The sequence below is a fragment of the Tumidithrix elongata BACA0141 genome, from assembly GCF_036349135.1.
Classification (GTDB): Bacteria; Cyanobacteriota; Cyanobacteriia; order Pseudanabaenales; family Pseudanabaenaceae; genus Tumidithrix; species Tumidithrix elongata.
Window position 1 is genome coordinate 1 of sequence record NZ_JAZBJZ010000060.1, and the last position, 14,084, is coordinate 14,084.

General features: G+C 46.7%; 11 protein-coding genes. 5 read left to right on the plus strand and 6 right to left on the minus strand.

The genetic code is table 11. The features are described 5' to 3' along the window. Window positions 1-213: 213 nt before the first annotated feature. On the plus strand, window positions 214-426 hold the full coding sequence (locus V2H45_RS14730; protein ID WP_330484408.1) for a hypothetical protein: 213 nt from the start codon (window positions 214-216) through the stop codon (window positions 424-426). 15 nt (window positions 427-441) lie between these two features. Here V2H45_RS14730 and V2H45_RS14735 read toward each other — a convergent pair whose 3' ends face one another. After that, on the minus strand, window positions 442-1,143 hold the full coding sequence (locus tag V2H45_RS14735; RefSeq protein ID WP_330484409.1) for a DUF305 domain-containing protein: 702 nt from the start codon (window positions 1,141-1,143) through the stop codon (window positions 442-444). A gap of 153 nt (window positions 1,144-1,296) precedes the next feature. On the opposite strand from V2H45_RS14735, the gene V2H45_RS14740 reads away from it, so the two are divergent. Next, the gene (locus tag V2H45_RS14740; RefSeq protein ID WP_330484410.1) at window positions 1,297-4,965 is read left to right on the plus strand and encodes a WD40 domain-containing protein; all 3,669 of its coding nucleotides are present in this window, start codon (window positions 1,297-1,299) and stop codon (window positions 4,963-4,965) included. 182 nt (window positions 4,966-5,147) lie between these two features. On the opposite strand, the gene V2H45_RS14745 is transcribed toward V2H45_RS14740, so the two are convergent. Beyond that, window positions 5,148-5,798 (minus strand): NAD(P)H-dependent oxidoreductase, encoded by a 651-nt coding sequence (locus V2H45_RS14745; protein ID WP_330484411.1) that lies wholly within the window; start codon window positions 5,796-5,798, stop codon window positions 5,148-5,150. A 165-nt stretch (window positions 5,799-5,963) separates the two neighbouring features. Between V2H45_RS14745 and V2H45_RS14750 the strand changes: the two genes are divergently transcribed. Further along, the gene (locus V2H45_RS14750; protein WP_330484412.1) at window positions 5,964-6,410 is read left to right on the plus strand and encodes a BLUF domain-containing protein; all 447 of its coding nucleotides are present in this window, start codon (window positions 5,964-5,966) and stop codon (window positions 6,408-6,410) included. Between the two features lie 96 nt (window positions 6,411-6,506). On the opposite strand, the gene V2H45_RS14755 is transcribed toward V2H45_RS14750, so the two are convergent. From V2H45_RS14755 to V2H45_RS14765, 3 genes are all read right to left on the minus strand, one after another. Then, entirely contained in the window at window positions 6,507-7,316 is an 810-nt protein-coding gene (locus V2H45_RS14755; protein ID WP_330484413.1) for a COP23 domain-containing protein, read from the minus strand. A 325-nt stretch (window positions 7,317-7,641) separates the two neighbouring features. Then, window positions 7,642-7,995, minus strand: coding sequence for a HesB/IscA family protein (locus tag V2H45_RS14760; RefSeq protein ID WP_330484414.1), 354 nt, complete (start codon window positions 7,993-7,995; stop codon window positions 7,642-7,644). Window positions 7,996-8,063: 68 nt separating this feature from the next. Further along, window positions 8,064-8,276, minus strand: a complete 213-nt coding sequence (locus V2H45_RS14765) for a hypothetical protein (protein ID WP_330484415.1) — start codon at window positions 8,274-8,276, stop codon at window positions 8,064-8,066. 65 nt (window positions 8,277-8,341) lie between these two features. Here V2H45_RS14765 and V2H45_RS14770 point away from each other — a divergent pair, with 65 nt between their 5' ends. Next, window positions 8,342-9,514 (plus strand): LL-diaminopimelate aminotransferase, encoded by a 1,173-nt coding sequence (locus tag V2H45_RS14770; protein ID WP_330484416.1) that lies wholly within the window; start codon window positions 8,342-8,344, stop codon window positions 9,512-9,514. A gap of 37 nt (window positions 9,515-9,551) precedes the next feature. Here V2H45_RS14770 and V2H45_RS14775 read toward each other — a convergent pair whose 3' ends face one another. Further along, a complete protein-coding gene (locus V2H45_RS14775; RefSeq protein WP_330484417.1) occupies window positions 9,552-13,022 on the minus strand; it encodes a WD40 domain-containing protein in 3,471 nt (1,156 codons plus the stop codon). 375 nt (window positions 13,023-13,397) lie between these two features. Here V2H45_RS14775 and V2H45_RS14780 point away from each other — a divergent pair, with 375 nt between their 5' ends. Then, window positions 13,398-14,057, plus strand: a complete 660-nt coding sequence (locus tag V2H45_RS14780) for a hypothetical protein (protein WP_330484418.1) — start codon at window positions 13,398-13,400, stop codon at window positions 14,055-14,057. Window positions 14,058-14,084 lie beyond the last annotated feature (27 nt).

The window sequence follows — 14,084 nt, forward strand, 5'->3', positions numbered from 1 at the left end:
AGTCCCTTTACGCAAAGATCTCTAGGCGTTGCATTTCATCCTTGAATTGGCGTAGTATTGATACTAGCGCCATAGATTCTCTCGATCGCGCAGTTGAGAAAGTTCTATTAGAAACTGGTATGACAGAAGATGAATTAGTGGAAGCTTTTGTCAATCAAGAATCATGATGATAGTGATTTGTATAGCCACATAACCTTAGCCTGTCGAACTTCTATGCTCTCTCAACAGATTGATGAAGACAAATCTCAACATCTAGAAACTAGAGTTGCAGCATTAGAAACAGAACTCGCTCAAATGCGACAGATGCTATCTGTGTTTATTCAGAAAAACCCTTGGTGGTTAAAAGTTGCAGGTAGCTTTGAAAACGATCCCGCCTTTGACGAAGCAAATCGCCTTGGTCAAGCATGGTGCAAATCTGCTGAATAGGGTGACATGAGATGCCTATTTGTACCAAGTTTGGTACCACTGACGCATCTGTTCGATTTCCGCGCTTTGGGATTGCACGATCGCACGAGAAAGATTTCTCATTTCGGCGCGATCGCTGTCAACGATCGCACTGGACATCATAAGCGCCATTTTGTGATGGGGAATCATCTCTTCGATAAAGGCTTTATCAAAATCAGGGGCATTTTCTAGAGATTTCAGATCGGCTGCCATCATGTTTCTCATTCCCATCATTCCACGATGGTTTATGGTTCCTGAAGAAGGAACCGTTGTGTTGTACCACTGTTTATACCATGAGCCCATTTGTGCGATTTCACGGGTTTGATCGCGCTTAATCGCTGCCGCTAACTGGCGAATTTCAGGCCGTTTAGAAAGTTTTAGTGCTAGATCTGCCATCTGCACAGCCCCCTCATGGTGCGGAATCATCATTTCAATAAAATGGCGATCGGCTGTTTCGCCCGTCATCCCCATCATCATGCCTTGTCCATGCATCATCTGACCTGGCATTCTTGGACTTGGTGTTGTACATGTCTGGGAAAGCGGTTCCCGTTGTGCTGGTGCTGCTTGCACGACATTTGTAACAACCCCTACGGCTGCACTACCAACGAGAATGCCTGCCATACCCAAGAGCCATGCTTTGCGTTTTTTAGGACTCGTCTGATGCCCTCTGGCAAAGTCTTGAGGATTTTTAGAGTTCATAGATTTCTTCCCAAATGTCATGCTTTCAGCCTAGATCGAGAAAGTGAAACCAGGATGAAATAGATGCCCTTGCAAGGAATCTTAATAGGAATGGCATAGGTTTAGGCAATACCCTGTTGTCGCAGATCATCTTTTCAGGATATCCTCAGTGGAATGAGCGATTTGCACTCCCCCATTTACGAATATCAAGTCGAAGATCGATACGAATATCAAGTCGGTGGCAATCTTCCCATTGATGCCCTGACCTATGTGAAGCGAAAAGCAGATGAAGACTTGTATGCAGCCCTAAAAGCCAGCGAGTTTTGCTATGTTCTAAATTCTCGTCAAATGGGGAAATCTAGTCTGCGCGTCCAAATGATGCACCGATTGCAGGCGGAAGGGACAGCCTGTGCAGCGATCGACCTGACCACGATTGGGACAGAGCAGGTGACACCAGAGCAATGGTATGCCAGCCTAGTGGATACCCTGATTAGAAGTTTGCAATTGAAGCTCAATTTGGCGGATTGGTGGCGCGATCGCAGCACGATCTCACCCGTACAGCGCTGGAGCGAATTTTTATCCGATGTTCTCCTTGCTCAGATCGATCGCAATATTGCGATTTTTATTGATGAGATTGATAGCGTACTCAGCCTAAAGTTCCCCATCGAAGACTTTTTTGCAGCGATTCGAGCCTGTTATAACCAACGCGCTGAGGATTCCAATTACAAAAGACTGACCTTTGTTTTGCTGGGTGTAGCGACCCCTTCTGATTTGATCCAAGACAAAACCCGCACGCCATTTAATATCGGTCGCGCCATTCCCCTGACTGGGTTTACCCTACATGAGGCACAGCCTTTAAGTTTGGGATTTGCGAATAGCGTAGACGAGCCGCAAAGACTACTGTCTGAAATCTTGGCTTGGAGTGGAGGACAACCTTTTTTAACCCAAAAGCTGTGCAAACTGGTTACCCATGCCATTCATTCGATTCCAGCTCAATATCAACCCCAAAATTTCATAGAGCATTATCCAGAATGGATACGCCAGCTAATTCAGACCCAAATAATTGAAAATTGGGAACTACAGGATGAACCGACCCACCTGAAAACCATCCGCGATCGCTTGCTTAGAAATAATCGCAAAGCAGGGCAGTTGATCGGACTTTATCAACAAATTCTCCAAGCTCCAAATCCTGATGGCATCTTAGTCGAAGATGACCTTGCTAAAATCGAACTCCGCTTGTCAGGCTTGGTTGTAGAGAAAAATGGTCGCCTACAGGTATATAACCCCATCTATGCTTCTGTATTCAATCTCAACTGGGTGACACAGGTTCTGGCTGGGTTGCGCCCCTATGCGGAAGCCCTGACTGCATGGGATGAGTCTGGGAAGGATGAGTCTTGGTTGCTACGCGGACAGGCGCTAAGGGATGCTCAAGTATGGGCAGAAGGAAAAAGTCTGAGCGATCGCGACTACTGGTTTTTAGATGCCAGCCGCGATTTGGAAAAGCGCGAAATTCAAAAAGCCCTTGAAGCAGAACGTCAGGCAAAGGAAATTGCCGAACTGGCAAATCGTATTCTATCTGAGGCGCAGCAAAAAGCAGAGCTAGCCCTCGAAGCCGAAAAGCAAGCCAATCAGAGGTTGCTGATAGCACAACAGCGCACAAAGAGAACTCTTTGGCTGGGCATGATTGGACTGGCTGGTATTGCGATCGCAGCAGGTGCGATCGCCCTTCGTGCCAACTCATTTTTGCAGCAAGCGGAATCTAAAAAAAAGCAAGCAGAAATCTCAGTCTTAAATGCGAACGCCCAACTATCTTTTTCGGAAGGAAATCAACTGAAAGCTAGAATTGCCAGCCTGCAAGCCAGTCAATTGCTTTTTGAGTTAGAGCGATCGCTTGGGGTAAATCAGGTAGACTCCAATGATGCGAAAAATTTAGAGAAATTCGGTTTAGCGCAACTGCATAGCCAAACCCAAACTGTCCTGCAAACGATTACCTACAACGCACAGGAGTATAACTATTTAGAAGGACATGCTGATAGTATTAACAGCCTTGACTTTAGCTTAGATGGCACGATCCTTGCCTCTGCCAGCGACGATGGCACGATCAAGCTCTGGCAAAGAAATGGTACGCCGATCAAGACCCTAGTAGGACATCAAGGTTCCGTTGATAGCGTCAGTTTCAGTCCTGATAGCCAAACATTGCTCTCAGCGGGTTCCGATGGCACCGCCAGACTTTGGCAACGCGACGGTACACTCATTAAGGTGCTTACAGCCCATCGCGATCGCATCAGCAGTGCGGTGTTTAGTCCTGATGGCAGTGTAATTGCGACAGCGAGTTGGGACAATTCAATCCAGCTCTGGAAGTCGAACGGCGAAGAGATTCCAACCGTTGAACCCATGCGCGATCGCAGTGCGATCTATAGCCTCAGCTTTAGTCCGAACAGCCAATTGCTGGCTTCAGCAGGCGCACAGGGTGATATTAAAATCTGGGATCGGAATGGCAACAATCAATTGACTTGGCAAGCGCATAAAAATCAAATTAACAGTCTCAGTTTCAGTCATGATGGCAAGATCGTTGCCTCAGCAAGTAATGACGGCATGATTAAACTCTGGCGCATTCAAGATGGAAGTTTGCTGCAAACCCTGACAGGCGAGCAGTCCGTGATTTTTAGTATTCATTTTAGTCCAGACGATCGCGCGATCGCGTCTGCGAGTAATGACGGCACCATTAAGCTCTGGCGCATTCAAGATGGGAAGGAAATCAATACCTTCAAAAAGCATCGCGGTGCAGTCTACAGCGTTCGCTTCAGTCCTGATGGTGAGACCCTTGCCTCAGGAGGATATGATAGTACGATTAAGCTTTGGCATATCCATAATTCCCTCCGCCAAGATTTAAAGGGACATGAAGCTGAGGTCAATCGCGTGCGGTTTAGTCCTGACGGACAGGCGATCGCTTCCGCCAGTCAAGATGGCAGCATTAAGCTTTGGCATCGCAATGGAAACTTTCTCAAAACCCTTGCGCAACAAGACAACTGGTTCCAAAGTGTGAGTTTTAGTCCTAACGGGCTCTTGCTTGCTACCGCTAGTCGCGATCGTACAGCAAAACTTTGGGATCGCGATGGCAAGCTACTTAAAATCCTCAACGGACATCAGGGGAGGGTTTATAGCGCGAGCTTTAGCCCCGATGGACAGATCGCCACTGCCAGTTATGATGGCACAGTTAAACTTTGGAACCTTGATGGCGTAGAATTAAGAACCTTAAAAGGTCATGAAGGGAGCGTCTATGATGCCAGTTTTAGTCCCGATGGACAGATTATCGCTACGGGTGGAAGAGATTGGACAGTAAGGTTATGGAATCGGAATGGAACAACCATCGCTATCTTAAAAGGTCATCGCGGTCGCATTTACAGTGTCAGCTTTAGTCCCGATGGTCAACTTTTAGCGACAGCCAGTCATGATGGTTCGATCAAGGTTTGGCGATCGCGGGATGGGGTGGAAGTTCTTACCCTAGAGGGCTACGGTGGCCCCGTCTACAGTGTGAGTTTTAGCCCTGACGGACAGGCGATCGCTTCGGGGCATCACGATCAAACCGTTAAACTATGGCTGCTCAATGGCAAACTCTGGAAAACTTTAAACGGCCATCAGGGAGCGATCGAAAGTGTTAGCTTTAGCCCCGATGGCGAGCTTCTTGCCTCTGCCAGCCGCGATCGCACGATAATTTTGTGGCATTGGAATCTGGGCTTTAATCGGCTGTTAGCGCACAATTGCGAACTACTCCGTGACTATTTACAGACTCATGAAAATACGATCGCCCAACGTTGCCATCTCCAACAAAAATCAGAGTAGAAACGAACGAGCGATCGGGAGATTTCCAGCCAACAAATTTTCTGATGTAGGGACAGCAGATGGTGTATGCCTACCCCGTGAAACTTAGGGCAATCACAAGGAATTGCCCCTAGAGTCTTTTGGTATAGACTTTCTTAGAAATGCTGTCATGTCTACATACCTTCCATTCCTTTAGGATTTCCCTATAGAGTTTCTAGTACCTCAGACTTTGGAAATCTTACCTTTGCCAATGCTGCGTACTTGTCGCCTTCGGAACGATAGCCTGCCGCGCAAGCCACAACGGTAGCATAGCCTTTAGCAGGGAGTTCCAAGACTTTATCGTAGTTAACAGGTTCGATTCCTTCCATGGGGCAGGTATCAACCCCTAGCAAAGCGGCACAGGTCATGAAATTACCCAATGCAATATAGGCTTGGCGAGTTGCCCATTCATTGACGTTAAAACTGCGTGCGCCATATACCACGTCGCTTACCATCATGTTGCGATAGCCAGCGATCGCTTCGACCGAACCACCACGTACTTCAGCAGTACGGGCGACAAATCGATCTACATGCTCAGCCGTAAGGTTCTTTTTAATGGTAAACACCACATAATGAGAACAGTCTGTTACCTGAGCTTGATTCCATGAGAGCGGTCTGAGCTTTTCTTTGAGTTCCTTGCTAGTGATAATCAGGAATTTCCAAGGCTGAAGCCCATAGGAAGAAGGAGTTAACACTAAGGAATCTTCTAAAGCCGTCCAGACTTCTGGGGAAATTGTTTTGGATGGATCGAACTGCTTGGTGGCATAGCGCCAGTTGAGATGTTCCAGTAAGTCTGTTGGAGTTATGTGAATCATAGATCGAGAAATAAGCCTTCTGGTTAACAATGTCGATCATACTTGTACAAGCTTAATTCGCATATATTACCTAAGGCTTACGTAGCTATCTCTTTAAAATCCTAAAATTTGGGATACAAGGTCATTTATCGTATAAGAAATAAATCAAGAGTAGGATCGAAATCTATGGCATTACATCGATTAATTTATGTTAGCCAAGCCGCAACAGGGTTAGGTTATCCTGACCTTGTGAATATTCTTGAAAAATCTGAGCGGAATAACCTGGCCGTTGGGATCACGGGAATGTTGTGCTTTGGGGACTCCATGTTTTTGCAGGTTCTAGAAGGTAATCGTCGCGTTGTCAGCCAGACCTACAATCGCATCATTGGCGACAAACGCCATACGAACGCCGAGTTGATTGACTTTTCAGAAATCGAGCAGAGAGCTTTTGGGTCTTGGTCGATGAAGGTTGTAGAACTTGGGACTCTGCCCGAAGTACGGAATATTATTCTCAAGTACTCTAGTACCGACAAATTTTCACCAATTTCGATAAACCCACAACAGAGCCTTCGGTTTCTGGTTGACATTACCGAGCTATTTAATCGGGGAACCATTCTAGGGGTAAAGCCATAGGCTACCCCTCTAAATACCTAACTGAGATTACGTATCAGCTTAGCCCCAAAAACTAAATCTTTGAGATCGAAGCTAGATTCACAACCAGCTAGTCGATTAACGCAGAAAATTGCCTCGATTAAATCGACGACCGTTAGAAGGCGAAGCATTACCAACCAATGCCGACCCCGTGCCACCGTCACTAGGATCGAGGAAAGGCTTGAGATAGATGCCATCGCGATAGCTGGTCGGTGCGGGATAATTAGTTGGTGCGGGATAGCTAGGATAGCTCGTCGTGCGGCTAGAACCACGATTGGTTGACAGCACAGTACTCAAGACATTGCTGATCGAGGACAAATCGATCTCACCAGAGTGAACGGCTGTCCTACCGCGATTGCCACCCACATAGGTATTGACTGCAGTAGTGCTTTGACCTGTATCGGCAGTGCTAAGGTTTGCAAATACGCGATCGCGAGTAGATATCGGATCTTGTCCCACTGGGACTGTGAGGACAATGCGACAGGCGGTATTCTTTTCGGTAGTGGCGCAAATGACGTTATAGCCATTTTCGGTACTGGTGCGCATTTCCACCAAACCATCAGGACGATAAGACTCTAGACGACGGCTAATTTCGGCACATCGACGTTCTGGCGACCAACCATCACCCATAGCCGCAGGTGCTGCCCATGCATAAAACTTTCCTGGTTGGCTCTTGGGTTGATACATCACCACATACTGCCCGCCGTTGTTTTGACAGTAAAATCTCTGATCTAGGGAGCCTGAGTTGGCGGCTGTTTGGCTAGATGGCTGTGTCGTGTTGGGGGAAGTGCTAGGTGAAGTGCTGGCAGGATCCGTTTCGACAGGGATAAACTGCGCGAGTGCGGGATTTGCTACGGGCGCGATCGCAAGGGGTACTGCAAGACTCATCAATGGGATCAGCCTGAGTATCGATTTGCTAAGTTTTTGGCTAGTTTTTTTGATGAGCTTGTTCATGGCAGTTCTTTACATGCAATGGATGACTTAATGTCAAAGACTTCATGTCTACAATTTAAGTTCCCGTTAATACCAATTTCTCTTGAATTTACGGCAGATTTGGATTTTGGGTTCCGCGCCCTGCGCGGTCTTTTCAAACAATGATGCAACGCATCATTGTTTGAAAAGGGTATTAAGTTGCTTGACCAGAGACGATTTTTCAATGCGGGGTAGGCACAGCTCAGGACAAGCAGAGCACTACCCCTAGAAAATATTCACGCTAGCTGCAAGCTACAGGTGCGCCAATTTCTTTGGGGGTGGCAAAGGAAGTCCCACAACTGCAAGACTTGCTGGCATTGGGGTTACGGAAACGGAACCCTCCACCCATCAGGTCTTCGGTGTAGTCAAGTTCCATTCCTTGCAATTGAGGCAGATTGGTTTGGCTAATCACAATTTTGACGCCATTACAGTCATACTCAGTATCTTCGGGTTGTAACTGCTCGGCAAAGTCCATCACGTAGGACAGCCCAGAGCAACCACCCTGCTTAATTCCCACGCGCAAGGGTGAAGTTGTACCGCGTTGGTTTTGCAAATTGCGGACACGGCTAATTGCAGAATCTGTAAGCGTAATCATAAAATCCCTTATCCTCAAAAAATAATTATCTAGACATTCGATCGCAATTTTGAATTGTTTAAGGAAAATTAATCCTCTAATAAGACTAGGGCTATACTAGCTAGAGCCACATTGCTATAGCCTGCCACTTTTACAGCTTTGTAAAATGGCTTTGTCAAAGGGCAACGATTGATGCCTAGTAGCCTAACACCTGTATCAAGCAGCAATCCTGTTTTAAAGTGAAAATCTCGGTGCAGCCTTACCGCTTTTGCTAATTTTGACTTCTTACCACAACACGCCATAGCGTTCTTCCTATTTTATTAACTTCTTCCTCTATATTACTTGCTATTTAGATTTAGGATAGTTTATGCAGTTTGCCGATCGCCTCAAACCTTTGGGCTCTAATGTATTTGCCGATATGGACACCGCCAAAAATTTGGCACGTCAACAGGGTAAGCAAATTATCGATCTGTCTTTGGGTTCCTCAGATCTGCCCACCTCGCCCCTGATTTTGGACGCGATCGCCAAGGCACTTAACGATCCCAGCACGCATGGTTACTCGTTATTTACGAATACGCAGGATTTTCGGGTAGCGATCGCCGCTTGGATGCAACGAAAATTTGGGATCACCGTCGATCCTGAAACCGAGGTATTGCCCTTAATTGGTTCGCAGGAAGGTACAGCCCATTTACCTTTGGCTATCTTAAATCCAGGGGACTTTGCCCTATTGCAAGATCCGGGTTACCCCTCGCATTATGGCGGCGTGCATATGGCAAGCGGTCAAGTCTATGGGATGCCACTACGGGCAGAGAATGGCTTTTTACCCGTACTGGAGGAAATTCCCGATGTCGTGCTGGCTCAAGCCAAGATGATGGTGTTGAGCTACCCTCACAACCCCACCACAGCGATCGCGTCTTTAGAATTTTTTCAATCGGCGGTGCAATTTTGCCAAACCCATAATTTGGTACTCGTGCATGACTTTCCCTATGTCGATGTCGTGTTTGATGGTTCGGCGCAGCCCTCGATTTTGCAAGCCGATCGCGATCGTACCTTGTCGATTGAGTTTTTTACCTTCTCAAAGTCCTACAACATGGGGGGCTTTCGCGTTGGGTTTGCCGTGGGAAATCAGCGCCTCATCAAAGCCCTGCGTCAAATTAAAGCAGTAGTGGATTTCAATCAATATCAAGGCATTATGCACGGCGCGATCGCGGCACTATCCGAGCCTCCTACGGAAATCGAGCAGAATGTCGAGATTTTTCGGCAACGCCGCGATGCCGCGATCGCAGCCTTGGCAGCGATCGGCTGGCAGATGCCTACGCCCACTGCCACGATGTATCTGTGGGCAAAGTTGCCAGAGGCTTGGGCAACGGACTCAGTCAAGTTCTGCACGGAGTTAGTCCAAGCCACAGGCATTGCCCTTGCCCCCGGTGCAGGTTTTGGCAAACATGGAGAAGGTTACGTGCGCTTTGCCTTGGTTCACCCTCCCGAAGTTTTGCGAGATGCCATCCAGAAAATCGGAGGCTTTTTTAGGAATCCTTAACGCCATCAAGCGATCGCTATAGTCCAGTAAATTTGCCTTAAAGTTCAACAGCACCCAACTGTTTGAAGGTAGATTTTTGCGATTCCGTTAAGCCGCGAATTCCCTTGATATTTGTGCCTTCATAGGGACGGGGAATTCTTAAGGTTTGCAGGCAATTACCTGTGGCTACATCCCAAATTTGACAGGAACCATCTTCGCTACCACTGACAAGAAATCGCCCGTCTTCGTTAAAAACGATTGACCAAATCCAATCTACTTGAGAATTTGATTTGAAGCTCCTCAGAAGTTCTCCCGTTTCCACATGCCAAAGCCTTACCTCCGTATCGAGTCCCGAGCTAGCTAGCATCTTGCCATTGGGGTGAAATGCGACAGCGTGGAGTTTGACAGCGCGATGGGAGAAGGTTCTCAAACATTTTCCCTTGTAAATATCGGCAATGTCCCAGAGCCGAATCGTAGCATCTCGACTGCCACTTGCCAGCATCTGCCCATCGGGATGAAAGGATAGCGAAGCGATCCGATCGCGATGCCCTTGCAACATTCCCAAACATGCTCCCGAGTCCACATCCCACAGCCCGATCGCGGCATCCCAAGCTCCCGTTGCTAAGATCTTACTGTCGGGACTGAAGGCGATCGCTTGGAGCGGCATCGAATGTCCTGCGAGGGTATGGATGCATTTCCCTGTGCCGATCTCCCAAATTTTGGCGGTTTTATCGCCGCTGGCAGTGGCGATCCAAGTCCCATCAGGGCTAAAGATTGCTTCTCTGATCCATGTGGTATGACCTTTTAGCGTTGCGACCGAAGTCCCACTCTTCACGTCAACGATTTCTGCCGTATGCTCTAGACTGGCACTGACAACCAGAGAACCATCGGGACTGAGAGCCGTTTGCAAGGAGTTCATGGCATGGGTAGAGAAAGTTCGATCGCAGTTTCCTGTATGGATATCCCATACCCCAATGGTTTGCTCGTCATAGTTGAGCGTATATACCTGTTGCGCTCGAAAACCAAAAGGCGCGATCGCATTGGAATGTCCTTGGATATTTTGCAGGCAATATCCATTTTCGGGATTCCAAAACTTTATGCTCTTATCTTCGCTACCGCTAGCTAAAATATTGCCATCGGGACTGAAAGCCACTGCCCAGATTCGAGACTGATGCCCGATCCAGTTTCTCAGACATTCTCGATCTTCCACATCCCAAATCCGAATTGTAAAGTCATCCCCCGCACTGGCAAGGGAATGTCCATCAGGGCTGAAGGCAAGCGACCAGAGGCGGTTTGTATGTCCTTCTAAGCAATGGGCAAATTCCCACACCTGTGTGTTTTTTTTGGTATTATCCTTTCGCTTGAGGATTGTAATTTTCCCATCTTCACCCGCACTGGCAAGCAGGGTTCCAGCGGGATTGAACGCGACTGTATAGACTTCATGTTCTTGCTCGATCGCTTGAATTTCTTTGCCCCGCTCGAGATCCCAAATCCGAATCGTGCGATCTAAGCCACAACTTGCGAGGAAAGGCTCCTTGGGATGAAATGCGATCGCTCTGGGAATATTGGTATGCCCCTCAAGCACTCGGGTACATTCACCCGTGATGAAATTCACAACCCGAATCGTGCGATCGCCACAGCTACAAGCAAGGGTTTTACCGTCAGGGCTGAATGCCAACATGGAAATACCACCCGTGCTTTCTAGCAGAATCTTCTCACAGGCTCCTGTTTTAACATTCCATAGCTTCACGCTTTGGTCTAGGCTACCACTGGCTAAATAGTTGCGATCTGGACTAAAGGCAATGGCAAAAATAATATCGGTATGCCCATCGATCTCTAAGAGATTCTTCCCACTACCCACCTGCCAAAGGTGGATCTGACCGCGAGATTCTCCCGATGCTAGTTGTTGTCCATCAGGGCTGAAAGCGATCGCGTTGACATTCACAAAGGTTTCCCCTAGCACAGACTGAGAGAAATCGGCATGACTGAAATTCACTTGATGGAGGTTCGCACCGCGCAGATGGGCTTGCCATATTGCCAATTGCGAAAAATCCCAACCCGTCAGATCGATACCTAACTGTACGAACAGGTTTAAGAGATTCCCCCCTGCATAGCCAGACTGTAATGCCAAGCTCGCTCTTAGTTTGGGTAAGAGCGCTGCGATCGCCTGTTTCCCTACCTTGTCCGCAATGGGTAGAAGGAGCAAGCGAACCTGTGCATCTCGGATAAAATCCTTGGCTGTCGCCGCAATTAAGGCATGGGTGTTGAAGAGTTTTGTCGGCAAGATGGTTCCTGATTCCATCTCTTTGAATTCCTCGCAGATTTTCTCGATTAAAAGATGGGTGGTATATTCCATCACGACGGGTTGCTGCGTATAGCCTGAGGGTGTCACTTCGATCAGCGAGCGACGGATAAGAGATTGTAGGCTATTTGACAAATATTGTTGGGACTCCAAGGAAAGAAGACAAGTTGTCAATTCTTGTAGAAGAATAGGTTCTCTAACAATCGCCAACCAATACATGACTTCTTGTTCAAGCTTAGATAAACGGTCGAAATGTCGTTGTAGAAGATCTTGGATATCACCAAATATCAGACTCCCTTTTTGGATCAGCATTCGCATTTGGGAAATATCGTTAACTAGCAGATCTCGAATACCTGAGGCAACAATGTTTAATGCCAAAGGATTACCTGCATAATGTTCGATAATGGGTTGCAACTCCTCATCTGTCGAATTCTTAAATCCTGCCGAGTCAAAAATCTCTCTACCCTCTTGAGTGGATAAACCCCTAAGCCGAAGGGAATTAACCCGATTTCCTGTCAATCTTGACAGTTCTTGCGGGAACTCACGACTAGTAATTAGCAGGCAACTTTTATGATTCTCATCGCGAATGTGCCTGAAAAGCTCACCATAGATTTCATAATTCGGCAGATATTGCCCTGCTTGGCGATCGCTCATTATTGAATCGACGTTATCTAAGACAATCAGGCAGCGATTTTTTTTCAAGCATTCCATCAATAAGGATATGTTGTCCTTGGGATGGTCTGGTATGGCATTTTGTTGCTGGTTCGACAGAAAAGAAATCAGATCGGTCAGAATTCGCTCAATGGGGGGAGCATTTCGCAACGATCGCCAAATCAAATAATCGAATTCTCCTTGAATCTGCTCCGCAATAGCCACTGCTAGCGTAGTTTTACCCATACCACCCATACCAAGGATGGCAACTAGTTTGTTCTTTTCTCGAACCATCCAAGTTTCTAATTGAGTTAATTCTTGGGCTCGCCCAATGACATTAGATTCAGGGTATTCTCCCCAGTCGGTTCGATTTGTGGGTGTTGTTGGTACTTCTAGTTCGCCATCAAATTCTTCAGATTCTGCGATCGCTTGCCAATCTGTAATTCCAACTGCTTTACAAATAGCAATAAAATTGTCACGCCGAATCCTATCACGATCCCAAAAACGCCCTAGGGTGATCTTAGCAATATCAGCAGTAATCCACCATGCAGGAGTAGAGCGCTTTGTCCATCTCATTCTCCGTCTTGCTTTATCTACACGCTCTAGTCCCTGTATTGATGCTCTTAAGGAGTCTAACGGCATAGTATTTAACAGCAACCACAATCTGATTGTGACTCATTTTTTACAAGGATGCAACTCAACCTAATTCCAAAACTGAGTTTATAAATTTGGAAGCTTCCAATATACAGGGATTAAGAATGGAGTTTGGATGGAATGCTATAGCAGTCATAGCGATCATTGCTAAGGTTAGCAAATTCAATGATTTTTGGGTTTGGGGAAGTTTGGCAGAAGCTTAACACTTCTAACCAGAGTTTTCCCGAAACCTGCCCTAAAATGAAATAACGGATGATTTAGATATTTGCTCGATTCAAAATTTTGACAAGAAATTATATGGTAATTCACAAAAGCACAGAAATTGACGGTAATAACGCTAAAACTCGTTTGCTTTTAGCTCTTTGGGATATGGGTGCGTTAGAGTCGTCGGTCAAGAAAAGTGGACTGACCGAACGAGTCAAGCGGGGAAAGGAAAAGTCGGGAGAGTATGCGCCATATTTGGATGCTTTGGCGGAGCAGGGGGCGATCTCGCTGATCACTAAAGGTCGCAACACCCAAATTTTGTTGACTGAGTTGGGCAAGATAATCTTGAGTGCTGGACTAAAAAACGATGATTTTGCTTTTGGTGGCAATCAAGTTGGTAGCAGGGTTGCTAATGCGTTGTTGAAATGGATGCGGCAAATGGGTGATATTGCGACTGCGGCAAGTGATGCGCCCAAGATCTCAAGCTACGATGAGTTTAAGAAGGTGGCGATCGGGGTCTTTGATCGGCTGAACCGAGGCTATAACCTCAATGATTTTGTTCCTATATATCGCATCAGAAGAGAATTTAGCGAGAGTGTTGACCGCCTTGAGTTTAATGACTGGATGCTTAAGTTGCAGGAAGAAAATATTTTTCATCTTCGTACAGGTGGCTTAGAGGCAACGGACGATCAAAAGCAAGACTCTATTAATGATGAATATAGAGGTCTCCTATTCGTTGCAACAAAATCTTAAAAAATCTAAAATCTAAAATCTAAAATT

What these genes read in the sequence shown, in the direction of transcription:
- V2H45_RS14745 (WP_330484411.1), bottom strand. Translation starts at nt 5,798, where the DNA reads ATGATTCACATAACTCCAACAGACTTACTGGAACATCTCAACTGGCGC.
- V2H45_RS14730 (WP_330484408.1), top strand. Translation starts at nt 214, where the DNA reads ATGCTCTCTCAACAGATTGATGAAGACAAATCTCAACATCTAGAAACT.
- V2H45_RS14770 (WP_330484416.1), top strand. Translation starts at nt 8,342, where the DNA reads ATGCAGTTTGCCGATCGCCTCAAACCTTTGGGCTCTAATGTATTTGCC.
- V2H45_RS14755 (WP_330484413.1), bottom strand. Translation starts at nt 7,316, where the DNA reads ATGAGTCTTGCAGTACCCCTTGCGATCGCGCCCGTAGCAAATCCCGCA.
- V2H45_RS14750 (WP_330484412.1), top strand. Translation starts at nt 5,964, where the DNA reads ATGGCATTACATCGATTAATTTATGTTAGCCAAGCCGCAACAGGGTTA.
- V2H45_RS14775 (WP_330484417.1), bottom strand. Translation starts at nt 13,022, where the DNA reads ATGAGATGGACAAAGCGCTCTACTCCTGCATGGTGGATTACTGCTGAT.
- V2H45_RS14765 (WP_330484415.1), bottom strand. Translation starts at nt 8,276, where the DNA reads ATGGCGTGTTGTGGTAAGAAGTCAAAATTAGCAAAAGCGGTAAGGCTG.
- V2H45_RS14760 (WP_330484414.1), bottom strand. Translation starts at nt 7,995, where the DNA reads ATGATTACGCTTACAGATTCTGCAATTAGCCGTGTCCGCAATTTGCAA.
- V2H45_RS14735 (WP_330484409.1), bottom strand. Translation starts at nt 1,143, where the DNA reads ATGAACTCTAAAAATCCTCAAGACTTTGCCAGAGGGCATCAGACGAGT.
- V2H45_RS14780 (WP_330484418.1), top strand. Translation starts at nt 13,398, where the DNA reads ATGGTAATTCACAAAAGCACAGAAATTGACGGTAATAACGCTAAAACT.
- V2H45_RS14740 (WP_330484410.1), top strand. Translation starts at nt 1,297, where the DNA reads ATGAGCGATTTGCACTCCCCCATTTACGAATATCAAGTCGAAGATCGA.